This window comes from Micromonospora sediminicola, assembly GCF_900089585.1.
Lineage (GTDB): Bacteria > Actinomycetota > Actinomycetes > Mycobacteriales > Micromonosporaceae > Micromonospora > Micromonospora sediminicola.
In genome coordinates this window covers 1,233,931-1,259,188 of the sequence record NZ_FLRH01000003.1, presented here as the reverse complement: position 1 = coordinate 1,259,188, position 25,258 = coordinate 1,233,931, and the positions used below count along the sequence as shown (strand labels likewise).

The window sequence follows — 25,258 nt, the reverse complement described above, 5'->3', positions numbered from 1 at the left end:
GCGGTGGCAAGGTGGCGAACCACCCCACCGGGCCGTAACGTGCCCGACATGGCCTTTCGGACGTGGGGCAGGCTGCTGCTCACGGCGCTCGGGGTGAGTGTGCTCGCCGGTGCCGGCCAGCTCGGCATCGCGTACGGCTTCGGCGTCGTCCGTCTCGACGGCGCGTTCGTCGATGCCTCGGTCAACCGGTGGCCCGCCCAGCTCGCCTGGGTCGGCTGGTTCGCCGCGGTCGCCACGGTCGCCGGGGCCGTCCTCACCGAGCGCTTCGCCCGCCGGGACGAGGTCCCCGCCGGCACCACCGAGCTGCTCTCCATCGCCGGCGTCAGCGCGCTGGGCGCGATCGTGGTCGCCCCGCTCTGCATGCAGCCGGCCCGCGCCGCCGAACTGGGCGGCTCGGTCGACCCGGTGTGGGCCGCCGGCATCTGCGCCGCCCTCGGCGCGGTGGTGGGCGCGGGCGCGGCCATCACCGTGCTGCTCAAGCCGCCGTTCGGCTGGGGCGTCGCGGGCACCGCCGGGATCGTCTGGCTGCTCGCCCTGCTCTCCGTCGCGCCGACGATCGTCGCCAACCGCCCGCTGGCCACCGTACGGCTGGGGGTCCTCGAACCGTCCTGGCTGGACCCGGCCGCGGCGCAGCGGCTGGCCATGCTGCTGCTACCGGTGCTGGCCCTGCTCGCGGGCGGCGCGGTCGGCGTGCGGGCCCGCCGGGCCGGGCACCCGCCGCTGGTCGGCGGCGCGGCCGGGGCGGCCGGCCCGGTGCTGGTCGCCTTCGCCTACCTGACCGCCGGCCCCGGCACCGCGACCGACCGCTACCAGCTCGCGCCCTACTACGGCGCGCTGATCGCGGTTGTCGCCGGAGCGCTCGGCTCGACCGCCACCACGGTGCTTCCCCGGCCGATCGGCGCGGCCGGCGACGCCGTGGAACCGACCGACATCCTGGCGCCGCTGCCGCCCACGGCGACCGGCGCCGCGCCGGCCACCGGCACCACGGTCGCGGCCACCGGCGCGGCGGCGTCCCCGGCCGCGCCCGGCGGGCCCGCACCCGCGCACTGGGACTGGCCGGAGACCGGCGGCGCCGCCGGCGCGTCCCCCGGCCCTCGGCACGTCGCCCCGGAACAGCCCACCGTTCCCGGGCCGCCCACCGCGCCGGGCCAGCCGGACGACGAGGACCACGCCCGCACCCGCGCGGTGTCCGGCCTGTTGTCCCCGGGCCGGCGGACCTCGGCCATCGACGTGCTGGCCGCCGGCCGGCCCGGGCCGCAGCCGTCGGCCGGGCCGGACCCGGACCACACCCCACCGCGTCCCCGGACCGATGCCGCCGCCGCGCCGTCCCCGCTCACCGCGCCGTCCCCGCTCACCAAGCCGGCCCCGCTCACCGAGCCGGTGCCGGTCACCGAGCCGGCCCCGGCGGTCGCGGGGACCGCGACCGCCGGCAGCGCGGCCGCCGACGCGCCGGCGGCCACCGGCGGGGCTACCGCCTCGACCACCGGGGCCGTCGGGCCGGAACCCGAGCCGCGGACCGACCCGGCGGCGTCCGCCCCCCGCCCGGCCGAGACGCCCTCCGCCCCGGCACGCGGCGCGCGGGCGCGACGCGGCCGGGCGGCCGAGCGGTCCACCGACGACCGGACGCCGACCGGAGACAGCCCCGTCGCCGGGAGCGATACGCCCGAGCCGGTCACGGTGCCCGACGCGACGCGGAGCCCGACGCGCGACGCCGCCGTACCGGCGGTGGACGCTGCCGTACCGGGTGACGAGGGCACCGGCCGGCCCACCCGGTCGCGCCGCACGCGCGCCGCCCGGACCAGCCGGAGCGACGCCGCGCCGGTGTCCGCCACCACGCCACCGGCCGGGGACGTCCCGCCGGCGGGCCCGATCGCCGCGGCCACCGCCTCCGCCCCGCGCGACACCGCCGACCCGACACCGCCCGGCCCGACACCGACCGACCCGGCACCGACCGCCTCGGCGCCAGCCGCCACGGGAACGCCGGCCGACCCGGCGCCGGCCGCCACGGAGAAGCCGGGAGGCGCGGCGACGCCGGGCGACGCGGACATGCCGATCGCCCCGCCGGCCGCCGAGTCACCGGTCGAGCCGAAGCTGGCTCGCGCCCGGAGCTTCTTCTTCGACGACGCCGAGCCGGCCGGCCCACCCGCCGCGCCCCCGTCGCCCCGGCCCCGGTTCCCCATCTTCGAGGACGTCGCCGAACGGCCGGGCGAGGTGCGGCCGGCCTGGCCGATCGCCAGCCGGCCGCCGCGTCCGGACAGCGCGACCGGGCCGAGCGGGCCGGCCATCGGCCGGGACGGCGACGATCGGGCCGCCCGCGCCGAGCCGGCCCCCCGCCCCCGGCACCAGGGACTGCCCGAGCCGGGCCGGAGCACCGGCTGGGACGCGCTGGCCACCAACGCCAAGCCCGCCGGCCCGACCGCTCCGGAGCCGCCCCGGACCGCCGCCGCCGAGACGACCGTGCCGGCGCAGGCCGGTCCCGGTCCGGACGGCGCCGAGCCGGACCCGACCGGGGAGCGGGGGCGGCACGCCGGTCCGGAGGACGCCGACGCGGTCGGCGGGAAGACCAGGGCCCGGCGGGGCCTGTTCCGGCGCAACCGGGCCAAGGGCGAGCCGGAGCCGGCCGACCGGACGGTCGAGCCGGACGCCACGACCGACGACGAGTACGTCGACTGGGTCGCCGGTCTCGCCTCGGACGACAACGCCGACGACGCCCGCTCGCTGCGGACCGGCCGGCACCACCGCGACTGAGCCGTCCGGGGCCGGGCTCTCCCCGGCCCCGGAAACGCTCAGGCCAGCGGCAGGTAGACCCGGGAACCGGAGGCGACGAACTCCTCGGACTTGCCGCGCATGCCGCGCGCCGCGTAGTCCTTCAGCTCCTGGGTGATCTTCATGGAGCAGAACTTCGGCCCGCACATCGAGCAGAAGTGCGCGGTCTTCGCCGGCTCCGCCGGCAGCGTCGCGTCGTGGTAGGCCCGTGCGGTCTCCGGGTCGAGCGCCAGGTTGAACTGGTCCTCCCAGCGGAACTCGAACCGGGCCTTGGAGAGCGCGTCGTCCCACGCCTGCGCGCCGGGGTGCCCCTTGGCCAGGTCGGCCGCGTGCGCCGCGATCTTGTAGGCGATCACGCCCGCCTTCACGTCGTCCCGGTCCGGCAGCCCGAGGTGCTCCTTCGGCGTGACGTAGCAGAGCATCGCGGTGCCGAACATGCCGATCATCGCCGCGCCGATCGCGGAGGTGATGTGGTCGTACGCGGGCGCGACGTCGGTGGTCAGCGGCCCGAGCGTGTAGAACGGCGCCTCGTGGCACCACTCCTGCTGGAGGTCCACGTTCTCCTTGATCTTGTGCATCGGGACGTGCCCCGGGCCCTCGATCATCACCTGGACGTCGTGCTCCCAGGCGACCTTCGTCAGCTCGCCGAGCGTGCGCAGCTCGGCGAACTGCGCCTCGTCGTTGGCGTCCGCGATGGAGCCGGGGCGCAGGCCGTCACCGAGGGAGAACGTCACGTCGTAGCGGGCCAGGATCGCGCACAGCTCGGCGAAGTTCGTGTAGAGGAAGTTCTCCTCGTGGTGCGCCAGGCACCAGGCCGCCATGATCGAGCCACCCCGGGACACGATGCCGGTGACCCGGTCCACCGCGAGCGGCACGTACGGCAGCAGCACCCCGGCGTGCACCGTCATGTAGTCGACGCCCTGCTCCGCCTGCTCGATCACCGTCTCGCGGAACACCTCCCAGCTCAGCTTCACCGGGTCGCCGCCGACCTTCTCCAGCGCCTGGTAGATCGGCACGGTGCCGATCGGCACCGGGGCGTTGCGCACGATCGCCTCGCGGGTCTCGTGGATCCGCTTGCCGGTGGACAGGTCCATCACGGTGTCCGCGCCCCACCGGGTCGCCCAGGTGAGCTTCTCCACCTCCTCCGCCACCGACGAGGTCACCGCCGAGGTGCCGATGTTCGCGTTGACCTTGACCAGGAACGCCTTGCCGATGATCGCCGGCTCGCACTCCGGGTGGTTGACGTTCAGCGGCAGCACCGCCCGCCCGGCCGCGATCTCGTCCCGGACGAACTCCGGCGTCACCGACTCCCGGATCGCCACGAACTCCATCTCCGGGGTGACGATCCCGGCCCGGGCGTGCGCGAGCTGCGTCGGCCGCTTCCCGTCCACCCCGGCCAGCGGGGTGCCGGCGCCCCGGACCGGCGCCACGTCGCCGCGCTCGGCGATCCACGGCCCGCGCAGCGCGGGCAGCCCGACCTCCGGGTCGGAGCCGGGGCCGGAGGTGTCGTAGAGCCGGACCGGCGGGTTGTCCCCGGTCAGCGCCACCTCGGCGAACGGCACCCGGACGTCCGGCCGGGACCCTTCCACGTACACCTTGCGACGTGCCTGCATGACAGCCTCCCTGTCGGTCAAGCGGACCAGCCGAAGTGGTCCAGCGGGCCGCGTCCCGCGCCCAGCTCCCAGCTCCGCGCGCCGGTCAGCGCGCGGGTGACGTACTCCTTGGCGGCCTCCACCGCGACCGGCACCGGGTCGCCGGCGGCCAACCGGACCGCGACGGCGGCCGCGAACGAGCAGCCGGTGCCGTGGTTGTGCCGGGTGTCCACCCGGGGCGCGCGCAGCAGCCGCGTAGTCCCCCCGCCCGCCAGCACGTCCACCGACTCGCCGGCCGCGTCCACGTCGCCGCCGGTCACCACCACGAACGCCGGTCCGCGCGCCGCCAGCGCCTCGGCCGCCGCGACCATCTCCTCGACGGTGCCCACCGGGCCTCCGGTGAGGGCCGCGGCCTCCGCGCAGTTCGGCGTCGCCACCTCGGCGTACGGGAGCAGCCGCTCGACCGCCTCCACCACGCCGAGCCGGTGCCCGCTGGTGGCGACCAGCACCGGGTCGACGACCAGGTGCGGCAGCCGCCCGGCCCGGGCCGCGTCGGCCACCGCGTCGGCGACGGCCGGGGTGCCGAGCATTCCGGTCTTCACCGCGCGGACGGCGAAGTCGCCGAGCACGCTGTCCAGCTGGTCGCGCACGGTCTGCGGGGGCAGCGGCAGGACCGCGTCGACGCCCCGGGTGTTCTGCGCGGTGACGGCGGTGAGCACGCTCGTGCCGTACGCGCCGAGCGCGGCGAACGTCTTCAGGTCGGCCTGGATGCCGGCGCCGCCCCCGGAGTCGGAGCCGGCGATGGTGAGAACTGTTCTCGGCGTCACTGGTCTTCTCCGGTGGTTACGGTTGAGGGCTGCGGCCGACCGTGCCCACTGGCGTTCTTCGGTGGTTGCGGTCGGGGCTGCGGCCGACCGTGCCCACTCCGGGCGGTCAGGCTTGATCCCTCCGTGGTCACGGTCGGCCGCAGCCCTGTCTCGGGGGGACGTTCGCCGCGACGCGCAGGGCTGGTGACAAGGCGGGTGGCCGCCTCCTGGAAGGCTCTGCCCAGCGTGGTGGCGGTTTCGGTGGGGTCCTGGGCGCGCATGATCGCGCCCAGCACGGCTACGCCGGCGGCGCCCGCCTCGACGCATGCGGTGACCTGATCCGGGGTTTCGATGCCGCCCAGGGCGAGCACCGGGACCGGGCTGGCTTTCACCAGCACGGCGAGTCCGGCCGGGCGCAGTGCCGGGCCGTGGCCGGGCTTCGTCTTCGTCTCGTAGACCGGGGACAGCGTCGCGTAGTGCTCGGTGGTGAGCCGGGCCAGCTCGGCGGTGTCGTGGCAGGAGCGGCCGACCAGTCCGACGGCGGGCGGCGGGTAGGGGCCGGCGGCGGGCAGGTGCACCGCGTCCCCGTCGAGCGGATCCGGTCCGGCCACGACGAGCGTGCCGCCCGCCTCGGCGAGGATCGCGCGCAGGTCGACAGCGAGCGCGAGGCGTTCGGCGCGGGGCAGGTCCTTCTCCCGCAGCACCACCCACCGCACTCCCCCGCCCACGGCACCCGCCACCACGTCGACGAGCGCCCCCCGCGCGACGCGCCGATCGGTGAGCAGCACAAGCCCACTCGGGCAGCCCTCGATCCTGGTACGCGGCCGCCCCTCCAGGGGCGCATCCGTACCAAGATCCGCAGCGCGTACGGCGGTCACAGGTCGGGCCGTCCCTCGTCCGGCGTGGACGCGAGGGCGTGGAAGCGGCGGGCGATGCGGCCCGCGCCGTACGCCAGGCGGCCGGCCTCGACCGCGTACCGCATCGCCGTGGCCATCGCCACCGGGTCGGCGGCCCGGGTCACGGCGCTGGCCAGCAGCACCGCGTCGCAGCCCAGCTCCATCGCGAGCGCGGCGTCGGAGGCGGTGCCGATGCCCGCGTCGAGCACCACCGGGACGTCGACGGCCTGCCGGATCAGCCGGATGTGGTGCGGGTTGCCGATGCCCAGACCGGAGCCGATCGGCGACCCGGCCGGCATCACCGCCGCGCACCCCACGTCGGCCAGCCGCCGGGCCAGCACCGGATCGTCCGAGGTGTACGGCAGCACGGTGAACCCGTCCGCGACCAGCTCCTCGGCGGCGCGCAGCAGCTCCACCCCGTCGGGCAGCAGCGTGCGCTCGTCGCCGATCACCTCCAGCTTCACCCAGTCGGTGTCGAACGCCTCCCGGGCCAGGTGCGCGGTCTTCACCGCCTCGACGGCGGTGCGGCAGCCGGCCGTGTTCGGCAGCAGCCGTACGCCGCACCGCTCCACCAGGTCCAGCAGCCCGACCGACCCGCCGGGCGCGGTGTCCACCCGGCGCAGCGCCAGTGTCACCAGCTCGGTGCCGGAGGCGCGGATCGCCTGCTCCAGCACATGCAGGTTGGCCGCGCCGCCGGTGCCGAGGACGAGCCGGGAGCCGAACGAGACCCCGCCGATCTCCAACGTGGACATCCGCTCACCCGCCCTGGGTGGCGCTGAGGACCTCGACCCGGTCGCCGTCGCGCAGCACGCTTGCCGACCAGCCGCCGCGCGGCACCACCTCGCCGTTCACCGCGACCGCGAGCCCGCGCTCCCGGTCGGTGACGGTGCGGACCACCTCGGCGACGGTGACGCCCTCGGGCAGCGTCCGGCCCGTGCCGTTGACGATCAGTTCCACGTGCGCTCCTTCCCGAAGCGGTCCGGGGTGAAGGGGGCGAGCGCGGGATCCGGCTCGCCGGTGACGATCAGCTCGGCGACCAGGTCGGCGGTGACCGGGGTGAGCACGATGCCGTGCCGGTGGTGGCCGGTCGCCACGACCACACCGGGCAGGCCGGGCAGCGGCCCGATGACCGGGGCGTTGTCCGGCGTACCGGGGCGCAGCCCGGCGACGGCCTCCACCAGCTCGTACTCGACGAGTTCCGGCACCAGCTCGGCGGCGGCGCGCAGCAGCGTCAGCACGCCTCCGGCGGTGACCTCGGTGTCCGCGCGCTCCTCGACGGTCGCGCCGACCACCACCTCGCCGCTGTCCCGGGGCACCAGGTAGACCGCCTCGCCGTCGGCGTACCCCCGGATCACGTGCCGGAAGCCCGGCGGGCCGCCGGCGGGCGCGCGGAGTCGCAGCACCTGGCCCTTGACCGGCCGGACCGGCAGGCCGGTCAACGCCGCCGCGCCGCAGCCCGCCGCGACCACGGTGACCCGGGCGTCCACCTCGGACAGCGCGCCGACCCGCACCGGCCGCAGCGCGACGCCGGCCCGCCCGGCCGCCGCGCGCAACGCGGTGACCAGCCGGCGCGGGTCGACCTGGTGGTCGCCGGGCGCCACGGCGCCGCCGCGCACCCGGGTGGCCAGCGCCGGCTCACGGTCGCGCAGCTCCGAGGGGCGCAGCGGCGTGATCGGCAGTGCCAGACCCTGTTGGTACGACCACAGCCGCCGCGCCTCGGCCAGGTCGTCGGCGGTGAGCCCGACGACGAGCGTGCCCTCGGTGCGATGCCCGAGGTCGACGCCGCTCGCCGCGGTCAGCTCCGCGGCGAACGCGGGCCAGCGGGCGGCGGACGAGACCAGCAGCCCGGTCAACTCGTGCTCCCCGAAGTACGCCTCGGCGACCGGCGAGAGCATCCCCGCGGCCACCGAGGAGGCACCCGACCCGGGCCGGTCGTCGTGCACCACCACGCGCAGCCCGCGCTGGGCGCACCGCCACGCGATCGCCCACCCGATCGGCCCGCCACCCACCACCGCCACGTCGGTAAGGAAGGGCCCCCTGTTAACGCCTCCGGTAGAGGAAGGGCCCCTGCTTAACACGTCAGCGCACCGAGCAGCTCGGCGGTGGCCCGGGCCGGGTCGGCCGCCCCGCTGACCGCCCCCACCACCGCCACCCCGTACGCCCCGGCGGCCCGCAGCGCCGGCACGGTGGCGGCGGTCACCCCGCCGATGGCGATCACCGGCACGTCCACCGCCCCGGCGACGGCGCGTACCCCCGCCGGGCCGATCGGCGTGGGCAGGCCGGACTTGGTGGTGGTGGCGTGGCACGGGCCGACGCCCAGGTAACTCGCGCCGGCGGCGACGGCCGCTCGGGCGCCGCCCGGCTCGCGGGCGGTGGCGCCGAGCACGGCGTCCGGGCCGAGCACCCGACGCGCGGCGGCCACCGGCAGGTCGTCCGCCCCGACGTGGCCCCCGGCAGCCACCACCGCCACCGCCACGTGCAACCGGTCGTTGACCAGGCACCGCGCCCCGTACGGCCGGCAGGCGTCGACCACCAGGCGGGCCAGCTCGTACGCCTCCCGGTCGGTGGCGTCGTCCTCCACCCGGACCTGCACGACGAGGTCGGCGCGGGCCACCGGCAGGGCGGCGCGCAGCACGGCGAGCGGGTCACGCCCCGGCCGGGTGTCGGTGATGAGATGCAGTCGTCCCAGGGACGGCACGGCAACGCTCCTCCCTGCGCCGGCATTACCCGGATCAGGTTCGACGGTCGGGGGCTCCCAGCCCCCCTCTCAGCCCGGTCCACACCGGGCTCCCGTGGGTCACTTGCGGCCTACCGTACGACGCCTCCCCCGCCGGACGGAAGACCGGGTGACGTTTTTCCCAGGAACCCGCCGCGCGCCGGATCGGGGCGTACGGTGACCGTCGCGTCACGACACGCTGTGCGGATGCCCGCTCACGCCCGAGCGCCCGGCGGCCTGTCCGCCCTGCCGTTCCGGGGCAGCCGTGCCGTCTCCGAAGGGCTGCTGACCTGGACGATGTTGCGCGGGCCGACATGGGTCCGTCTGCTGCCTGACGTGTACGTGCACCGGGACGGACACCGCGCCGACGACCACCGGATGTGGTGCGAGGCGGTGGCGCTGCGCCTGCCGCCGGGTGCCGCACTGGCGGGACGCAGCGCCGCCTGGCTGTTCCGGGTGGACCTGCTGGGCCGGGACGCGCCGGTGACGGTGCTGCTGCCGCGCCCCGCCCGACTGCGCCCGCACCCGCGTCTGTCGGTCGCCCGGTCCCCGTTGCCCGGTGGGGATCGGACCCGGTTCGGCGGGCTCCCGGTCACCACCACGCTGCGCACCGCGTTCGACCTTGGTCGGCAGGGGTCACGCGCCGACGCGCTGGTCGCCGTCGAAGCGCTGCTCCGCCGCCGGGTGGTGACGCTGCCCGCCCTGCGCTCCTACGCCGCCGACCGACCGGGCTGGCCGGGCGCTCCGCTGCTGCGCGAGGTGCTGGCCCTGGCCGAGCCGTCGAGCGAGTCCCCGATGGAGACCCGCCTGCGGCTGCTCCTCCTCGACGCCGGCCTCGGCCCGCTCGTCGCGCAGCACGAGGTACGCGCGGGCGGGCGCTTCGTGGCCCGGGTCGACCTGGCCTGGCCGGCGCTCCGCCTCGCGATCGAGTACGACGGCGACCACCACCGCGAGCGAGCTCACTTCCGTCGCGACGTGGCGCGCCTGAACGCGCTCCGCGCGGCCGGTTGGGTGGTGCTCCGGTTCACCGCCGACGACGTGTTGCGCCGTCCGGACGCCACCGTCGCCCTGGTCCGCCAGGCACTCGCCGAACGCCTCGCCACCGCACCGCCGCACTGACCCGGTGTCCCCCACGCGCCCACACCCGAATGCCCCGCCCCTCGGCCCCGCCCGACGTGCCGCCCCACCCGACGTGCCGCCGCCGCCCGTCAGCTCTGCCCCGCCCGCCGGGCCCGCCCCGCCCGACGCCCCCGCCCCGCGGTAGGCGGCCAGGTCGAAGTCGTCCGGGCGGTCGTCGCACTCCTCGGACCTGAGGCGCCACGGACGTCAGACCCGCCCGCAGACACCCACAACGTTCCACCCGCCGCCAGGACCGGCCGTGGGTGGAACACCATGGGTGCCTCAGCGCTCGTTTGACACCCATGCCGTTCCACTCACGGTGAGCGCTGGCGCTGAGTGGAACACCATGGGTGTCTGCCTGGCGGCACTCGCCGGTGGATCGCCACGAGAGGTGACGCGTCGCGGGTGGCCACGGCGCAGGCCGCCGTGCTGGAAGGTGGCCACCGAAGGCTGCCACGCTGGAGGGTGGCCGCCGAAGGCTGCCACGCTGGAAGGTCAGCCCGCACCAGGACCGCCACGCGAGGAACGGCCACGCCGTCTCGCTGGCGGACCACCACGCCAACGAGCGACCACGCCGGCGGACCGCGGAGGCGGCCACGCCGGCGGGGATCCGTCAGAGGAGAGCGTCGAGGGCGTCCAGATCCTCGGCGGAGGGCTGCCAGGTGCCCGCCTCGGCGTTGGCGCGTACCTGCTCGGGCGTGGTGGCACCGGCGATCACCGAGGTCACCGCGGGCCGGGCGGCCAGCCCGCCGATGGCCACCTGGAGCATGCTGATCCCGCGCTCGGCCGCGTACGCCTCGATCGCCTCGATGGTGTCCCAGCGCGCGGCGGCCAGCCGCTCGGCGTACCGGCCGCCGCCGGCCAGCCGGCTGCCCGCCGGGGGCGCCTCGTCCCGCTTGTACTTGCCGGTGAGCAGCCCGTTGGCGAGCGGGAAGAACGGCAGCATGCCGAGGCCGAACCGCTCGCAGGCGGGGATCACCTCGTCCTCCACGCCGCGTTCCAGCAGCGAGTAGTGGTTCTGCGCGGAGATGAACCGGGTGCGGCCCTGCGACGACGCGGTCCAGTCGGCGTCGGCGATCTGCCACCCGGCGAAGTTGGAGTTGCCGAGGTAGCGCACCTTGCCGGCGGTCACCAGGTCGTCCAGCGCGGCGAGCGTCTCGTCGATCGGCGTACCCGGGTCCGGCTCGTGCATCTGGTAGAGGTCAATGTGGTCGGTGCCGAGCCGGCGCAGCGACGCCTCGACCGCGCGGGCGATGTAGCGGCGGGCGCCCCGGGCGCCGTGATCCGGCCCGTTCGCGCCGTGCATGTCCATGCCGAACTTGGTGGCGACCACCACGTCGTCGCGACGTCCCTTGAGCGCCTGCCCGAGCAGCTCCTCGGAGCCGCCCTGCGGCTCGCCGTAGATGTCGGCGGTGTCGAAGAAGGTGATCCCGGCGTCGAGCGCGGCGTCCACCACTGCCCGGGTGCCGTCGGTGTCGAGTTTGCGGCCGAAGTTGTTGCAGCCGATGCCGACCACGGACACCACGAGTCCGGAGTCGCCCAGCCGGCGGTAGGTCATCTCACTCACGAGATCCACCCTATGCCCGCGCCCGTGCCGCCACCGGGCGAGCGCCGGGCCGGGTCACCGCCGAGGTGAGTCGTCCGCGGCATCAGCTCCATAGGCCTCCGGCGGACGCCCCGCGCCACGCCGCGCCGCACCGCCACGCCGCCGCCACGCCGCCGCCACGCCACGCCGCCGCCGCGTCACCATCGCCGAACGTCCGCCCGCCCACGCGCCACGCCGCACGACCAGCACCGAACGTCCGCCCGCCCACGCGCCACGCCGCTCGACCGCCGCTGACCGCTCAGCCCAGCACGTCGGCGGCCAGCGCGCGGGCGTCGGCGACCGTCGCCGCCAGCTCCACCGGGGTACGCCCCACCGCGCCGAGCAGCGCGTGCGCCCGGTCGGCGAAGGCCAGCGGCGCGTCCGGCAACCGGCCGGCCGAGGTGATCATGCCCTTCTCGTTGACCAGCCACCGCCCCGCCCGGCCGTGCAGCGCGTGCGCCAGCACCCCGACGACGCGGAACAGGCACCCGGCGACGTAGCCGGCGTCGCCCCCGGCCGCCCCCTTCGCCGCGCCGTCGAGCAGCAGCCCGGTCTCCCAGCCGCCGGCCACCAGCGCGGCGCCGAGCGCGGGCGGGTAGTCGACGGTCTCGGCGCGCAACGCGGTCAGCTCACCGGTCGGGTCGCCGAGCACCTGCCCGAGCGCCACCTCCCCCGCGTACGCGTGCGAGTAGAAGCCGAGCGGATGACCGGCCTGTACCTGCACCGTGTAGTGGCCGGCCCGGCAGTCCGCCCAGATCCGCCGCACGCGGTCCAGGTCCCGGTAGATCCAGTCCACCGCCGCCCCGCCGACGCGCAGCCAGCCGCCGCCGTCGACCCAGGGCCCCCAGTTGCCGGGCGAGGTGAGGTCCACCGGCCCGTCGGCGACCGAGGCGGCCACCGCGCGCAGCGCGGCCAGGTCCGGCTCGCCCCGGTAGTAGAGCCCGAGGTCCCAGTCGGAGTCGGGCCGGTGGTCGCCGCGGGCCCGGCTGCCGCCGAGCGCCACCGCGACCACGCCGTCGACCGCGCACAGCCGGTCGACCAGTCCCTGGTCGATCATCCGACGTCCCAGACCGGTTCCGACGTCTCCACCACGTCGCCGTCGCCGCGGAACAGCACGAACCGGTCGAAGGTCCGGGTGAACCAGCGGTCGTGGGTCACCGCGATCACCGTCCCCTCGAACGCGGTCAGCCCGGCCTCCAACGCCTCGGCGGAGGCGAGGTCGAGGTTGTCGGTGGGCTCGTCGAGCAGCAGCAGCGTCGCGCCGGACAGCTCCAGCAGCAGCACCAGGAACCGGGCCTGCTGGCCGCCGGAGAGCGTCCCGAACCGCTGGTCGCCCTGGCCGGCCAGCTCGTAGCGGGACAGCGCCCCCATGGCCGCGTGCCGGTCCATCCCGGCCCGGTGCTCGTCGCCCCGCCACAGCACCTCGACGAGCGTCTTCTCCATCAGCTCGGGCCGGTCGTGGGTCTGCGAGAAGTGACCCGGCCGGACCCGCGCGCCCAGCCGGACCACGCCGCCGTGCGCGACCGGCGCGAGCGCGGCGGCGCCGTCGACAGGCGTGTTGCCCGGGTCCGGGTCGGTGCCGCCGCGGGCCAGCAGCCGCAGGAAGTGCGACTTGCCGGTGCCGTTCGCGCCGAGCACGGCGACCCGGTCGCCGTACCAGAGTTCCAGGTCGAACGGGTACGTCAGGCCGTCCAGCTCCAACTGCTCGGCGATCACCGCCCGCTTGCCGGTCCGCCCGCCGGTCAGCCGCATCCGGATGTCCTGGTCCTTCGGGGGTACGGGCGGCGGCCCGGCCTCCTCGAACTTGCGCAACCGGGTCTGCGCGGCCTGGTACCGCGAGGCCATTCCCGAGTTGTACGCGGCCTTCTGCTTGTACATCAGCATCAGCTCGCGCAGCTTCTCGTGCTCCTCGTCCCAGCGCTTGCGCAGCTCGTCGAGGCGGTCGTGCCGGGCCACCCGCGCGGAGTGCCAGCTCGCGAAGCCACCCGGGTGCACCCAGGCGCTGCCGCCCTCGACGGCCACCACCCGGTCGGCGGTCTGGGCCAGCAGCTCGCGGTCGTGCGAGACGTAGAGCACCGACTTGCCGGACTCGCGCAGTCGCGCCTCCAGCCACCGCTTGCCGGGCACGTCGAGGAAGTTGTCCGGCTCGTCGAGCAGCAGCACCTCGTCCGGGCCGCGCAGCAGCAGTTCCAGCGCGAAGCGTTTCTGCTGGCCGCCGGAGAGCGTCCGCACCGGCCGCTCCCGGGCGCTGTCCCAGGGCAGATCCAGCACGACGGTGGCGACGGTGTCGAAGAGCACCTCGGCGTCGTACCCGCCGGTCTCGCCCCAGGCGGCCAGCGCGTCCGCGTACGCGAGCTGGGTCCTGGCGGCGGCGGAGCTGTACTTGCCGCGGACCTCGGCCGACCGCATGGCCGCCTCGGTCTCGGCGAGCCGCCGCCCGGCGTCGCGCAGCGCCGGCGGCGCCAGCGACAGGGCCAGGTCGGCGAGCGTCGACTCGTCGCCGATCATGCCGATGAACTGCCGCATCACGCCGAGCCCGCCGCTGCGGGCGATCGCGCCGGTCTTGACCGGCAGGTCGCCGGCGACCATCCGCAGCAGCGTGGTCTTGCCGGCGCCGTTGGGGCCGACGAGCGCCACCTTGGCGCCCTCACCGACCCGGAACGACACGTCGCCGAACAACTCCCGGCCGTCCGGGAGGATGTGCCCGACCCCTGCCACGTCCACGTATCCCACGCGGGCATCCTGCCCGAGCGGGGCACGCGGGCGACACCCGATTACCGGGTGACCCGGAGCACCCGGTAGCCCTTCTGGCTGGCGTGCCGGTCGACCTGCCATCCCTGCTCGACCAGCCAGCGGTGCAGCGAGTCGCCGCCGAGGTGGCGGGCGACGACCAGCCAGGCGACGCCGTCCGGGGTGAGCCGGGGCAGCCAGCGCAGCAGCAGGTCGTGCAGTTCCGCCTTGCCGATGTGGATCGGCGGGTTGGACCAGATCTGGGTGAACGTGACGTCCGCCGGCATCCCGTCCGGGGCGACGGCGCGGACCCGGTCGGCGGCGTCCACCCGGGCCGCGTTAGTGGTGGTGAGGGCGCGGGCCCGCTCGTTGACGTCCACCGCCCAGACCGTGGCGGCCGGCGCGACGGTGGCCAGGACGCAGGTGATCGGGCCGAACCCGCAGCCGATGTCGAGCAGCGGACCGGTCTCGCCCGCGGAGGGCAGTGCCGCCTTGCGCAGCAGCACCGCGGTGCCGGGGTCGAGCCGGTCGGCGGAGAAGACGCCGCCGGCCGAGGTGAGGGTGTAGTCGCGCCCGGCGACGTTGAACTCGACCTCGCGCGGGCGGGCCGGGGTCGTCGGTTCAGCGGTGAAGTAGTGGTCGCCGGTCACGTCCGGCATTGTCGCACCGGCCGGCAGCGGGCCCGGCGACGGTGCGGCGGGGAGCATCGGACGCCACTCCGCCAGAATTTCCCGATATTACCCCTGAAAGGGACAATCGGCCCTACTCTATCCCACATGGTGTACCGGTACGAGTCCGACGAGGACGCCTTCCTGGAGTACCCGAAGCCCGGGTCGGCCCCCACCGGGTCCGGAGCCGCGACGCCGCCGCCCGCGGGCCCGTCGCCCTCCCGCTTCCCCACCCCGTCGCTGCCACCGGCCCGGCCGGCCGGCGACGCCGCCCGCGCCCCCGCGCCCGCGCCGCCGGCGCCGACGCCAGGCCGCCCCGCGCCGCCCCGGGAGCCGTCCCCGGTGCCACAGCCCGCGCCGCCGGTCCCGCAGCCCGTGCCGGCCGCGACCACCCGGCCGACCGTGCCGATCCCGGCCAGCCCGACCGCACGTACCGGCGACGTGTGGGACCCGCCGCGGACCCGGCACACCGACCGCCGGCGCGGCGGCCGGGTCCTGCAGACGCTGATCGGCGGCGCCGCCGTGCTGCTCCTGCTCTCGCTGACCGGGCTGGCCGTCGCGGCGCTGCTCGACGAGCGGGCCACCACCCCACCGGCCGGCCAGCCGACGCCGCAACCGACGGTCGAGCAGACCACCGCGCCCGCCGGGTCCGACCTGGACTCCCGGGACACCGACCAGGCGGCGCTGACCGCCAAGGAGGTCTTCCCGGCCAAGAGCCTGGTGATCACCGACGGCAAGCCGGCCTACCGGGTGCTCAAGACCCAGGCGAGCGGCAACTGCGCCTCCGCCGCCACCGGCGAGATCGCCGACCTGCTGGTCCGGCTCGGCTGCAACCAGGTGGTCCGGGGCACGCTCCGCTCCCCCGACGGCGACCACCTGCTCACCGCCGGCCTGTTCAACCTGACCGACGTGGCCAGCGCCCAGCGGGTGCGCGACCGGATCCGGCCGCTGCTGGACGAGCGGCAGGGCCGCTTCCGCGGCATGAAGGCGGGCGACGACACCGAGGCGGTGGAGAAGGCCGCCGCCCGGGTCGGCTGGCAGGTACGCGGCCACTACGTCGCGTACTGCCTCGTCACCCGCGCCGACGGGGAGCGCATCCCGACCGACGACACCACCGCCCGCGAGATCATGTACGACCTGATCGAGCTGCACCTGAACCGGAGCGTGCTGGACCGCCGGGCCGCCGGCGGGACGGCCGGCCAGCCCACCGACGGTCCGACCGAGGACAGCGCCGGACAACGCGGCTCGGACGACTGACCCCGCCCCGTCGACGGCCCGTCACCCCACGCGGGGCGGCGGGCCGTTCCGTGTCCGCTCAGCCCTCCGCGACGGGCACGCGCAGCCGGCGGGTGAGGTCGGCGCGGCGGGCGTACTCGGCGGGGTCGGTCGGGTAGCCGACCTCGACCAACGCCAGGCCGTGTGCCGGCGCCACGGTCACCTCGCTGGACCGCTCCCGGCGGCTCAGCAGGCCGGCCGGCCACTCCACCGGCCGCCGCCCGTCCCCGGCGACCAGCATGGCGCCGACCAGGCTGCGCACCATGTTCTGGCAGAACGCGTCGGCCTGCACGGTGGCGACCAGGATCCCGTCCGGGTCGCGCCGCCAATCCAGCCGGGTCACCTCGCGCAGCGTGGTGGCGTTCTCCTTGCGCCGGCAGTACGCGGCGAAGTCGTGCTCGCCGACCAGCCCGGCCGCGGCGGCGTTGAGCGCGGTCAGGTCCAGCGGCTTCGGCCAGGCCAGGGTGTCCCGGCGGCGCAGCGGTTCGGCGCCCCAGGGCGCGTCGGTGACCCGGTACTCGTAGCGCCGGTAGGTGGCCGAGAACCGGGCGTCGAAGTCGGCGGGGACCTCGGTCATCGCGCGGACCCGGGCGTCCGGCGGGAGGAGGCGGGCCAACCGGCGCAGCAGCCGCCCGTCGTGCTCGCGCCACACCTCGGTGGGCAGGTCCAGGTGGCAGATCTGCCCGGTGGCGTGCACCCCGGCGTCGGTGCGCCCGGCCACGGTCAGCCCGGTCGCGGTGCCCGCGCCGAGCACCAGGTCCAGGGCCTCCATGAGCACCCCGGCCACCGTGCGCCGGGTGGGCTGGGGCGCCCAGCCGGAGAACTCCGTGCCGTCGTACGAGACGTCCAGCCGCAGCCGGGTCCGCTCGCTCACCTCGTACCTCCGTTGACGGCGTCGGGCCCGGCACCCCACGAGGGGGTGCCGGGCCCGACGATGCTGCCTGCGATCAGGCCTTGTCGTTCTCGGTGGCCTCGTCGCTGTCCTCACGGGCGGCGGCGGTGTCGCCCGACGCGGAGACCGGAGCCTCGGCGTCCTGGTCACCGGCGCTGGACTTCGGGGCCTCCTCGGCCGGGGCCAGGGCCTCGACCTTGTCCTGCTGGGCGGCCTTGCGGGCGGCGGTCTTCTTGTTCGCCTTCGGCTCGGCGACCTGAAGCTCCTCCACCAGCTCGATGATCGCCATCGGAGCGGCGTCACCCTTGCGCGGGCCGGTCTTCACGATCCGGGTGTAGCCACCGTTGCGGTTGGCGTACCGGGGCGCGATCTGGTCGAACAGGGAGTAGACCACGTCCTTGTCCTTGACGACGCCCAGCACCCGCCGACGCGAGGCGAGGTCGCCGCGCTTGGCCTTGGTGATGAGCTGCTCGGCCAGCGGACGCAGCCGCCGGGCCTTCGTCTCGGTGGTCTGGATCTTGCCGTGCTGGAACAGCGCGGTGGCCAGGTTGGCCAGCATCAGCCGCTCGTGCGCGGGGCTGCCGCCGAGGCGGGGGCCCTTGGTGGGCGTGGGCATGCTTGGTGCTCCTCAGGTGTGGCGGCAGCGCGGACTAGAGCTGCTCGGTCTCGCGGTAGTCGTCGGTGTCGTAGTCGGCCTCGCCGAAGGCGTCCACGACGTGCGCCGGGTCGAAGTTCGGAGCCGAGTCCTTCAGCCCCAGGCCCATCCCGGCGAGCTTCATCTTGACCTCGTCGATCGACTTCTGACCGAAGTTGCGGATGTCGAGAAGGTCGGCCTCGGTACGCCCGATCAGCTCACCAACGGAGTTGATGCCCTCGCGCTTGAGGCAGTTGTAGGAGCGGACGGTGAGGTCCAGCTCCTCGATCGGCAGAGCCAGGTCCGCCGCCAGCTGGGCGTCCTGCGGGGACGGCCCGATGTCGATGCCCTCGGCGGTCTCGTCCAGCTCGCGGGCGAGCCCGAACAGCTCCACCAGCGTCGAGCCGGCCGAGGCCAGCGCGGTGCGCGGGCCCATCGACGGCTTGGTCTCGACGTCGATGATCAGCCGGTCGAAGTCGGTCCGCTGCTCGACCCGGGTCGCCTCGACGCGGTACGTCACCTTGAGCACCGGCGAGTAGATCGAGTCGACCGGGATCCGGCCGATCTCGGCGCCCGCCTGCTTGTTCTGCGCCGCGGTGACGTAGCCCCGACCCCGCTCGACGGTCAGCTCCATGTCGAGCCGGCCCTTGCCGTTGAGGGTGGCGAGCTTCAGGTCCGGGTTGTGCACCGAGACACCGGCCGGGGGCTGGATGTCACCGGCGGTCACGTCGCCCGGGCCCTGCTTGCGCAGGTACATGCTGACCGGCTCGTCGTGCTCGGAGCTGACGCACAGCTCCTTGATGTTCATGACGAGCTCGACCACGTCCTCCTTGACCCCGGGGATCGTGGTGAACTCGTGCAGCACACCGTCGATCTTGATCGAGGTGACCGCCGCGCCCGGGATGGACGACAGCAGCGTGCGCCGCAGCGAGTTGCCCAGCGTGTAGCCGAAGCCGGGCTCCAGCGGCTCGATGGTGAACCGGGAGCGGGTCTCGTTGATCGACTCTTCGGAGAGAGACGGTCGCTGGCTGATGAGCATCTTTTCTCTTCTCTTCCGGGGCGCCCGCTATTTGACGCCCACGACACAACTGTTCCGGTGGCCCGCCCCGCAGGGCGGGCCACCGCAGCGAGCCCTTACTTGGAGTAGAGCTCGACGATCAGCTGCTCCTGGACCTGGGTGTCGATCACCTGACGGGCCGGGAGCGAGTGCACGAGGACCTTCATCTGGCTGGGGATGGCCTCGAGCCACGCCGGAACGGTCTTGGAGCCGGCCTCGGCCTGCGCGACGATGAACGGGGTGAGCTCCTTGCTCTTGCCCCGGACCTCGATGATGTCGTGCTCCTTGACGCGGTACGACGGGATGTCGACCTTCTTGCCGTTCACCATGAAGTGACCGTGCTTGACCAGCTGACGGGCCATGTCCCGGGACTTGGCGTAGCCGGCCCGGTAGACCACGTTGTCGAGCCGCGACTCGAGGATCTGAAGGAGGACCTCACCGGTCTTCGCCTTCTTGCCCACGGCCTCTTCGTAGTAGCCGCGGAACTGCTTCTCGAGCACGCCGTAGACCCGACGGGCCTTCTGCTTCTCACGGAGCTGGAGCAGGTACTCCGTCTCCTTGGTCCGACCGCGGCCGTGCTGCCCGGGCGGGAACGGCCGGGACTCGAACGGGCACTTCGGACCATCGCACTTGCTGCCCTTGAGGAACAGCTTCATCTTCTCCCGCCGGCAACGGCGGCAGTCAGCACCGGTGTAACGAGCCATCTCTCTCTAACCTCTCAGACCCGGCGACGCTTCGGCGGACGGCACCCGTTGTGCGGCTGCGGGGTGACGTCGGAGATCTGCCCGACCTCCAGCCCAGCGGCCTGCAGCGAACGGATGGCGGTCTCCCGGCCGGAGCCGGGGCCCTTGACGAACACGTCGACCTTGCGCATGCCGTGCTCCATGGCCCGACGCGCGGCGGCCTCGGCGGCCAGCTGCGCGGCGAACGGGGTCGACTTGCGGGAGCCCTTGAAGCCCACCTGGCCGGACGAGGCCCAGGAGATGACCGCACCGGTCGGGTCCGTGATGGACACGATGGTGTTGTTGAAGGTGCTCTTGATGTGCGCCTGCCCGTGGGCGACGTTCTTGCGTTCCTTGCGCCGGACCTTCTTGACGGCGGCTCCGGCACGAGCCTTCGGTGGCATAAGTCTGTGCGCTCCTAGTTACTTCTTGCCGGGCTTCTTCTTGCCGGCCACGGTCCGCTTCGGGCCCTTCCGGGTCCGCGCGTTGGTCTTGGTGCGCTGGCCACGCACGGGCAGACCGCGGCGGTGCCGGATACCGGCGTAGCAGCCGATCTCGACCTTGCGGCGGATGTCAGCGGCGACCTCGCGGCGCAGGTCGCCTTCAACCTTGTAGTTGCCCTCGATGTGGTTCCGGAGCTCGACGAGCTCCTCGTCCGTGAGGTCGCGAACGCGCTTGTCCGGCGAGATGCCGGTCGCGGCGAGCGTCTCCAGGGCGCGGGTGCGACCGACCCCGAAGATGTAGGTGAGCGCGATCTCCATCCGCTTCTCGCGGGGGAGATCCACGCCGACTAGACGTGCCATGTGCGGGCGTACTCCTCATGATTGTGGCGGAGGTGTGGACCCGTCCCACCCCGCTGCCCGAGCGGGCCCCGGCCTCCGACCGGGGGTCAACCACGAGAGGTACGCGCTGCGCACCGTCCGCGGCTGGGACGAGCTGGTGACGTGTGGGGCGTCAGCCCTGGCGCTGCTTGTGGCGCGGGTCGGTGCAGATGACCATGACCCGGCCGTGCCGGCGGATCACCCGGCACTTGTTGCAGATCCTCTTGACGCTCGGCTTGACCTTCACGGTTGCCTTACTTCCCATCTGGCCCGGAGACGCGACGGAGCGCGACCCGGACGTCGAAGACGGACACGGGGACGTCCCGGCCGTCGTCAGGCTTACTTGTAGCGGTAGACGATGCGCCCGCGGGTCAGGTCGTACGGCGACAGTTCGACGACGACCCGGTCCTCCGGCAGGATGCGGATGTAGTGCTGCCGCATCTTGCCGCTGATGTGAGCCAGCACCTTGTGGCCGTTCGCGAGCTCCACCCGGAACATGGCGTTCGGCAGGGGCTCGATGACCCGACCCTCGATCTCGATGGCTCCGTCTTTTTTCGGCATGTACTCCGCTGTCCTGACGTCGGTTACTCCGGACGGCCCACAACGTCTTACACGGGTGAACTGACCAAGATCAGATAACCCGCGCCAGCCGCGGCTCCGACTCCCACCGAAGCGCAGGGTGGGCATGGCGGAGTGGACGCTGTGCGCCGATCTGAAAGTGTACGCCCGCACGCGCACCGTCGCCAAACCGGCCGGCCGTCCGGTCCCCCCGACGGGGGATTTCCGGCGCGGCTGTGACCAGCGGCACAGCTCCGGCCGCCTCAGCGGCGGCGGTCGTGTCGCTTCCGACCGTGGTCGACGCCGATCAGCCCGACGGACTGCATCAGCACCAGGCCGCCCCACGGCCCCAGCACCCAGAGCGGCCAGACACCGGCGGTGTGGCCGGTGGCGATCACGCTGATCAGCCAGATCGGCAGCAGCAGCGCGGCCACCCGCAGCCAGGGCATCCAGAGGCCGAGCAGCCGCGAGCGGGTGTCCGGCGCGACCGGCGTCCCGGCCCCGGCGGCCGGCTCGCCGCTCGGAACGGCCGCCGCGGGCGCGGGTGGCGCCGGCGCGAGTGGCGGCGTCGCGGGCGGCGGCGTCGGGGTGGCGGGCACCACGGCGGACCGCTCGGCCGACGCCGGGCCCGGCAGGTCGGCCACCACCTCGTCCAGGTCGGCGTAGGTGCGGGCGCCGTACGCGCGGGCCAGCCGCTCGTCGTACTCGTGCAGGCCGAGCCGGCCCTCCTCCAGCGCCACCCGGAGCCGTTCCGCCGTGGCCTCCCGGTCACGGTCGGCCGCCCGCATCTCCCGCTGCCCGTCCATGACGGCAAGGATGCCACCGGCCCGCCACCGGACGAAAACCCGCCGCCCGGCCCGCACCCGGACCGCGCCCTCCAGCCTGTCGACGCCCGTCACGTGGCGTGACCGGGCTGACACAGATGCGACCCCGCGCCGATATACCGCCTGGTCATAAATATGACTCAGAGGTATATCGGGGTGAAGTGACGACCCGCCCGCCCGGGAAATCGCCGTGGCCCACCGGCCCTGGGAATGCCGGATGGCCCACGGAACGTCGGGTTGCCTGGCCCCGCCTGGCCGAACATCGCACACCCGCCGAGTCGCCGAGCCCGACGGCACCGCAACCGCCGCCCCCGACAAGCACCGCGGCCGCCCGGCCGCCCGGCCCGACACACACCGCGGCCGCCCGGCCGCCCGGCCCGACACACACCGCGGCCGCCCGGCCGCCCGGCCCGACACACACCGCGGCTGCCCGGCCGCCCGGCCCGACAGGCACCGGGACGGCCGGCGGCGCCAGGGTGAGCGGCGGCTCGGCCGGGCGACGGACGGGTCAGCGGGCCGGGGAGTCCGCGGGCTGGCGGGCGGTGACCAGGTCACCGAGGCGGGCCCGGCCGCCGTCCTCGGCGGTCAGCACCCAGACGCCGTCGTCCAGCAGCGCCATCGAGTGCTCGACGTGCACCGCCATCGAGCCGTCCCGCGTCACCACGGTCCAGCCGTCGGCCAGCTCCGCCGTGCGCGGGGAGCCCATCGTGATCATCGGCTCGATGGCGAGCGCCAGGCCGGGAACCAGGCGCGGGCCCTTGCCGGGGCGGCCGTGGTTCAGCACGTGCGGGTCCTGGTGCATCTCGGTGCCGATGCCGTGGCCGCCGTAGCCGTCGACGATCCCGTACCGGCCGCCCTTGCGGACCGCGCTCTCCACCGCGTGGGAGATGTCGGTGAGCCGTCCCCTGCCGGAGGCCGCGCCCCGGGCGGCGGTGGCGATGCCGGCCCACATCGCGTCCTCGGCCACCTCGGCCATCCGCAGCAGTGCCGGGTCGACCTCCCCCACCGCCACCGTGACGGCCGCGTCGCCGTGCCAGCCGTCGAGCACCGCGCCGCAGTCGATCGAGATCAGGTCGCCCTCGCGCAGCACCTGCTGGGCCGACGGGATGGCGTGCACCACCTGCTCGTTGACCGAGGAGCAGATCGACGCCGGGAACCCGTGGTAGCCCTTGAACGACGGGACCGCGCCCGCCTCCCGGATGGTGGCCTCGGCGATCGCGTCGAGGTCGGCCGTCGTCACGCCGGGGGCGACCGCCTCACGCATCCGGCGCAGGGCACGGGCGACCACCAGACCGGCGGCCCGCATCAGCTCGATCTGCTCGGGGGTCTTCAGCTGGATGTCCAGCTGGGGACGGCGCATGGCGGTCTAACCTTTCGTCGCGCGTACGCGGAACAGCGGGGCACGTCGCGCGTACCCCGCCGTTCGCACTCTATCCGCCGGACGGCGGTGGGTCGTCAGCCGCCGTAGGAGCGCAGCGCGTCGATGGCGCGGACGGTGACGTCCTCCACCGGCCCGGTCGCGTCGATGCCGACCAGCTTGCCCTGGGCGCCGTAGTAGTCCACCAGTGGCGCGGTCTTCTCGGCGTACTCCCGCAGCCGCGCCGCGATGGTCTCCGGCTTGTCGTCGTCCCGCTGGAACAGCTCCGCGCCGCAGCGGTCGCAGATGCCCTCACGGGTGGTCGCGTCGAACTCGACGTGCCAGATCTTGCCGCAGCCCCGGCAGGTGCGCCGGCCGGACAGCCGCCGGATCACCTCGTCGTCGTCGACGACCAGCTCCAGCACCAGGTCCAGCGCGGAGCCCAGGTCGGCGAGGAGCTTGTCCAGCTCGGCGGCCTGCGGCGTGGTGCGCGGGAAGCCGTCGAGCAGGAAGCCCTCGCCGGCGTCCGGCTCAGCGAGCCGGTCGCGCACCATATTGATGGTGACGTCGTCCGGGACCAGCTTGCCCGCGTCCATGTACCGCTTGGCCTCGACACCCAGGGGCGTGCCCTGGGTGACGTTGGCCCGGAAGATGTCACCGGTCGAGATCTTCGGCACCGAGAGGTGGGCGGCGATGAACTCCGCCTGTGTGCCCTTGCCCGCGCCCGGCGGGCCAACCAGAACGAGTCGCATCTACCGCAGGAACCCTTCGTAGTTCCGCTGCATGAGTTGGCTCTCGATCTGCTTCACGGTCTCCAGACCGACGCCGACCATGATGAGCACAGCGGTGCCGCCGAACGGGAAGTTCTGGAACTGCTGGTTGTCCAGCCAGATGAAGAAGAAGTTCGGCAGGATCGCGATGATGCCCAGGTAGAGCGCACCCGGCAGGGTGATCCGGCTGAGGATGAAGTCGAGGTACTCGGCGGTCGGCTTGCCGGGGCGGATGCCCGGCACGAAGCCGCCGTACTTCTTCATGTTGTCCGCGACCTCGGTCGGGTTGAACGTGATGGACACGTAGAAGTAGGTGAAGAAGATGATCAGCAGGAAGTAGATCGCGATGTGCTCCGGCGCGCTCGCCTTCACGATGTGGTTCTGGATCCACGCCTGGACCTTGCCCGGGTCGTTCGGATCGAAGAACTGGAGCGCGAGCTGCGGCAGGTAGAGCAGCGACGAGGCGAAGATGACTGGGATGACGCCGGCCTGGTTCACCTTGAGCGGGATGTAGGTCGAGGTGCCGCCGTACATCCGCCGGCCGATCATGCGCTTGGCGTACTGCACCGGGATCCGGCGCTGCGCCTGCTCGATGAAGGTCACCGCGGTGATGACCAGGAGCACCAGGGCGATGACGAGGAGGAACATCCCCCAGCCCTTGGTGGTCTTGATCTTCCAGCCCTCGCTGGGAAGGCGGGCCGCGATCGAGGTGAAGATCAGCACCGACATGCCGTTGCCGACGCCCCGGTCGGTGATCAGCTCACCGAGCCACATCACCACGCCGGTGCCGGCGGTCATCGTCATGACCAGGATGGTCAGCGTCAGCCAGTCCGGGATGCCGGTGCCCTTGGGCACGATCGGGAACTGGTCGCACTGGTTGTTGAACAGCTGCCCGGAGCGGGCCAGCGCCACGAACGCCGAGGACTGGAGGATGCCCAGGCCCAGCGTCAGGTAGCGGGTGTACTGGGTAATCTTCGCCTGGCCGGCCTGGCCCTCCTTGCGGAGCTGCTCCAGCCGCGGGATCACCACCGTCAGCAGCTGCAGGATGATCGACGCGGTGATGTAGGGCATGATGCCCAGCGCGAAGACCGAGAGCTGGAGCAGCGCGCCGCCGGAGAAGAGATCCAGCAGGTTGAGCACGCCGGTGCTGCCCTGGATGGTGTCGAGGCACTTCTGCACGTTGCCGTACGAGACGCCCGGGCTGGGCAGCGTGGCGCCCAGCCGGTAGACCGCGATGATGCCTACTGTGAACAGCAGCTTCTTGCGCAGGTCAGGCGTACGGAACGCACTGAGAAAGGCGGACAGCAACTTCTTCCTCCTGCGCGACGCGGGCCGCCGGTGACGATCCCTGGCGGGGCGGGGTGGGTGCCGGGCGAGCGCCCGGTATCCATGGCTGGGAACGGACTCTAACAGCCCGATCCCGGTCCGGGCAGATGTGCCCGGCTACATAAAACGAATCCGATGTTACCC

General features: G+C 74.1%; 25 protein-coding genes, 1 pseudogene and 1 riboswitch. Of the genes and pseudogenes, 3 read left to right on the top strand and 23 right to left on the bottom strand.

Annotated elements, in window-relative coordinates; genetic code table 11:
- The first annotated feature begins 48 nt into the window (after positions 1–48).
- Entirely contained in the window at positions 49–2,748 is a 2,700-nt protein-coding gene (locus tag GA0070622_RS06590) for a hypothetical protein (RefSeq protein WP_091570154.1), read from the top strand.
- A 38-nt stretch (positions 2,749–2,786) separates the two neighbouring features.
- On the opposite strand, the gene thiC is transcribed toward GA0070622_RS06590, so the two are convergent.
- From thiC to GA0070622_RS06555, 7 genes and pseudogenes are all read right to left on the bottom strand, one after another.
- Positions 2,787–4,379: a phosphomethylpyrimidine synthase ThiC gene (gene thiC, locus GA0070622_RS06585; protein WP_091570151.1), complete on the bottom strand. Its 1,593-nt coding sequence runs from the start codon at positions 4,377–4,379 to the stop codon at positions 2,787–2,789.
- A gap of 17 nt (positions 4,380–4,396) precedes the next feature.
- Complete coding sequence (gene thiD, locus GA0070622_RS06580) at positions 4,397–5,185, bottom strand: bifunctional hydroxymethylpyrimidine kinase/phosphomethylpyrimidine kinase (RefSeq protein WP_091570148.1); 789 nt, start codon at positions 5,183–5,185, stop codon at positions 4,397–4,399.
- Positions 5,186–5,379: 194 nt separating this feature from the next.
- A pseudogene (locus tag GA0070622_RS06575) lies at positions 5,380–5,976 on the bottom strand (thiamine phosphate synthase); the annotation flags it as partial.
- A 62-nt stretch (positions 5,977–6,038) separates the two neighbouring features.
- Positions 6,039–6,812 carry a thiazole synthase gene (locus GA0070622_RS06570; protein ID WP_091570139.1) on the bottom strand — a complete coding sequence of 258 codons (774 nt, stop codon included), beginning with the start codon at positions 6,810–6,812 and terminating at the stop codon, positions 6,039–6,041.
- Between the two features lie 4 nt (positions 6,813–6,816).
- Positions 6,817–7,017, bottom strand: coding sequence for a sulfur carrier protein ThiS (gene thiS, locus GA0070622_RS06565; RefSeq protein ID WP_013288601.1), 201 nt, complete (start codon positions 7,015–7,017; stop codon positions 6,817–6,819).
- On the bottom strand, positions 7,008–8,138 hold the full coding sequence (thiO, locus tag GA0070622_RS06560) for a glycine oxidase ThiO (RefSeq protein ID WP_176710428.1): 1,131 nt from the start codon (positions 8,136–8,138) through the stop codon (positions 7,008–7,010). Before thiO ends, thiS begins: the two co-directional genes overlap by 10 nt.
- On the bottom strand, positions 8,132–8,758 hold the full coding sequence (locus tag GA0070622_RS06555; protein WP_091570130.1) for a thiamine phosphate synthase: 627 nt from the start codon (positions 8,756–8,758) through the stop codon (positions 8,132–8,134). The genes thiO and GA0070622_RS06555 overlap by 7 nt, the downstream gene beginning before the upstream one ends.
- A riboswitch (TPP riboswitch) is annotated at positions 8,753–8,864 on the bottom strand. Its footprint overlaps the gene before it by 6 nt.
- Before the next feature lie 119 nt (positions 8,865–8,983).
- Between GA0070622_RS06555 and GA0070622_RS06550 the strand changes: the two genes are divergently transcribed.
- The gene (locus GA0070622_RS06550; protein WP_091576947.1) at positions 8,984–9,895 is read left to right on the top strand and encodes an endonuclease domain-containing protein; all 912 of its coding nucleotides are present in this window, start codon (positions 8,984–8,986) and stop codon (positions 9,893–9,895) included.
- 613 nt (positions 9,896–10,508) lie between these two features.
- Here GA0070622_RS06550 and GA0070622_RS06545 read toward each other — a convergent pair.
- From GA0070622_RS06545 to GA0070622_RS06530, 4 genes are all read right to left on the bottom strand, one after another.
- Positions 10,509–11,471: an aldo/keto reductase gene (locus GA0070622_RS06545; protein WP_176710427.1), complete on the bottom strand. Its 963-nt coding sequence runs from the start codon at positions 11,469–11,471 to the stop codon at positions 10,509–10,511.
- 268 nt (positions 11,472–11,739) lie between these two features.
- Entirely contained in the window at positions 11,740–12,537 is a 798-nt protein-coding gene (locus GA0070622_RS06540; protein WP_091570120.1) for a nucleotidyltransferase domain-containing protein, read from the bottom strand.
- On the bottom strand, positions 12,534–14,213 hold the full coding sequence (locus GA0070622_RS06535; protein WP_091570116.1) for an ABC-F family ATP-binding cassette domain-containing protein: 1,680 nt from the start codon (positions 14,211–14,213) through the stop codon (positions 12,534–12,536). Before GA0070622_RS06535 ends, GA0070622_RS06540 begins: the two co-directional genes overlap by 4 nt.
- Before the next feature lie 41 nt (positions 14,214–14,254).
- Positions 14,255–14,860 carry a class I SAM-dependent methyltransferase gene (locus GA0070622_RS06530; RefSeq protein WP_091576944.1) on the bottom strand — a complete coding sequence of 202 codons (606 nt, stop codon included), beginning with the start codon at positions 14,858–14,860 and terminating at the stop codon, positions 14,255–14,257.
- Between the two features lie 126 nt (positions 14,861–14,986).
- On the opposite strand from GA0070622_RS06530, the gene GA0070622_RS06525 reads away from it, so the two are divergent.
- Positions 14,987–16,135 (top strand): hypothetical protein, encoded by a 1,149-nt coding sequence (locus GA0070622_RS06525; RefSeq protein ID WP_245666134.1) that lies wholly within the window; start codon positions 14,987–14,989, stop codon positions 16,133–16,135.
- Between the two features lie 58 nt (positions 16,136–16,193).
- Here GA0070622_RS06525 and truA read toward each other — a convergent pair whose 3' ends face one another.
- The 12 genes from truA to secY all read right to left on the bottom strand — a co-directional run bounded on the left by truA (position 16,194) and on the right by secY (position 25,096).
- On the bottom strand, positions 16,194–17,027 hold the full coding sequence (truA, locus tag GA0070622_RS06520) for a tRNA pseudouridine(38-40) synthase TruA (protein ID WP_091570112.1): 834 nt from the start codon (positions 17,025–17,027) through the stop codon (positions 16,194–16,196).
- 73 nt (positions 17,028–17,100) lie between these two features.
- Entirely contained in the window at positions 17,101–17,661 is a 561-nt protein-coding gene (gene rplQ / locus GA0070622_RS06515) for a 50S ribosomal protein L17 (RefSeq protein ID WP_091570109.1), read from the bottom strand.
- 34 nt (positions 17,662–17,695) lie between these two features.
- On the bottom strand, positions 17,696–18,718 hold the full coding sequence (locus tag GA0070622_RS06510; RefSeq protein ID WP_007073009.1) for a DNA-directed RNA polymerase subunit alpha: 1,023 nt from the start codon (positions 18,716–18,718) through the stop codon (positions 17,696–17,698).
- Between the two features lie 95 nt (positions 18,719–18,813).
- Positions 18,814–19,440: a 30S ribosomal protein S4 gene (rpsD, locus tag GA0070622_RS06505; RefSeq protein WP_091570104.1), complete on the bottom strand. Its 627-nt coding sequence runs from the start codon at positions 19,438–19,440 to the stop codon at positions 18,814–18,816.
- Between the two features lie 14 nt (positions 19,441–19,454).
- The gene (gene rpsK / locus GA0070622_RS06500; RefSeq protein WP_014440747.1) at positions 19,455–19,862 is read right to left on the bottom strand and encodes a 30S ribosomal protein S11; all 408 of its coding nucleotides are present in this window, start codon (positions 19,860–19,862) and stop codon (positions 19,455–19,457) included.
- An 18-nt stretch (positions 19,863–19,880) separates the two neighbouring features.
- Positions 19,881–20,261, bottom strand: a complete 381-nt coding sequence (rpsM, locus tag GA0070622_RS06495; protein ID WP_013288614.1) for a 30S ribosomal protein S13 — start codon at positions 20,259–20,261, stop codon at positions 19,881–19,883.
- A gap of 151 nt (positions 20,262–20,412) precedes the next feature.
- On the bottom strand, positions 20,413–20,526 hold the full coding sequence (gene rpmJ / locus GA0070622_RS06490; protein ID WP_012184307.1) for a 50S ribosomal protein L36: 114 nt from the start codon (positions 20,524–20,526) through the stop codon (positions 20,413–20,415).
- A gap of 92 nt (positions 20,527–20,618) precedes the next feature.
- Complete coding sequence (gene infA / locus GA0070622_RS06485) at positions 20,619–20,840, bottom strand: translation initiation factor IF-1 (RefSeq protein ID WP_007073013.1); 222 nt, start codon at positions 20,838–20,840, stop codon at positions 20,619–20,621.
- A gap of 260 nt (positions 20,841–21,100) precedes the next feature.
- Positions 21,101–21,736, bottom strand: coding sequence for a DUF1707 SHOCT-like domain-containing protein (locus tag GA0070622_RS06480; protein WP_245666133.1), 636 nt, complete (start codon positions 21,734–21,736; stop codon positions 21,101–21,103).
- Between the two features lie 433 nt (positions 21,737–22,169).
- Positions 22,170–23,021, bottom strand: coding sequence for a type I methionyl aminopeptidase (gene map / locus GA0070622_RS06475; RefSeq protein ID WP_091570100.1), 852 nt, complete (start codon positions 23,019–23,021; stop codon positions 22,170–22,172).
- A 95-nt stretch (positions 23,022–23,116) separates the two neighbouring features.
- Positions 23,117–23,770, bottom strand: coding sequence for an adenylate kinase (locus tag GA0070622_RS06470; RefSeq protein ID WP_091570097.1), 654 nt, complete (start codon positions 23,768–23,770; stop codon positions 23,117–23,119).
- Positions 23,771–25,096: a preprotein translocase subunit SecY gene (secY, locus tag GA0070622_RS06465; protein ID WP_091570092.1), complete on the bottom strand. Its 1,326-nt coding sequence runs from the start codon at positions 25,094–25,096 to the stop codon at positions 23,771–23,773.
- Between the last annotated feature and the right edge of the window lie 162 nt (positions 25,097–25,258).

Bases quoted from the DNA above. Each gene is read 5' to 3' on its own strand.
- GA0070622_RS06540 (WP_091570120.1), bottom strand. From the start codon at position 12,537: ATGATCGACCAGGGACTGGTCGACCGGCTGTGCGCGGTCGACGGCGTG.
- GA0070622_RS06590 (WP_091570154.1), top strand. From the start codon at position 49: ATGGCCTTTCGGACGTGGGGCAGGCTGCTGCTCACGGCGCTCGGGGTG.
- rpsD (WP_091570104.1), bottom strand. From the start codon at position 19,440: ATGGCTCGTTACACCGGTGCTGACTGCCGCCGTTGCCGGCGGGAGAAG.
- rplQ (WP_091570109.1), bottom strand. From the start codon at position 17,661: ATGCCCACGCCCACCAAGGGCCCCCGCCTCGGCGGCAGCCCCGCGCAC.
- thiC (WP_091570151.1), bottom strand. From the start codon at position 4,379: ATGCAGGCACGTCGCAAGGTGTACGTGGAAGGGTCCCGGCCGGACGTC.
- GA0070622_RS06550 (WP_091576947.1), top strand. From the start codon at position 8,984: ATGCCCGCTCACGCCCGAGCGCCCGGCGGCCTGTCCGCCCTGCCGTTC.
- rpsM (WP_013288614.1), bottom strand. From the start codon at position 20,261: ATGGCACGTCTAGTCGGCGTGGATCTCCCCCGCGAGAAGCGGATGGAG.
- map (WP_091570100.1), bottom strand. From the start codon at position 23,021: ATGCGCCGTCCCCAGCTGGACATCCAGCTGAAGACCCCCGAGCAGATC.
- rpsK (WP_014440747.1), bottom strand. From the start codon at position 19,862: ATGCCACCGAAGGCTCGTGCCGGAGCCGCCGTCAAGAAGGTCCGGCGC.
- GA0070622_RS06470 (WP_091570097.1), bottom strand. From the start codon at position 23,770: ATGCGACTCGTTCTGGTTGGCCCGCCGGGCGCGGGCAAGGGCACACAG.
- GA0070622_RS06525 (WP_245666134.1), top strand. From the start codon at position 14,987: ATGGTGTACCGGTACGAGTCCGACGAGGACGCCTTCCTGGAGTACCCG.
- GA0070622_RS06570 (WP_091570139.1), bottom strand. From the start codon at position 6,812: ATGTCCACGTTGGAGATCGGCGGGGTCTCGTTCGGCTCCCGGCTCGTC.
- GA0070622_RS06510 (WP_007073009.1), bottom strand. From the start codon at position 18,718: ATGCTCATCAGCCAGCGACCGTCTCTCTCCGAAGAGTCGATCAACGAG.
- infA (WP_007073013.1), bottom strand. From the start codon at position 20,840: ATGCCGAAAAAAGACGGAGCCATCGAGATCGAGGGTCGGGTCATCGAG.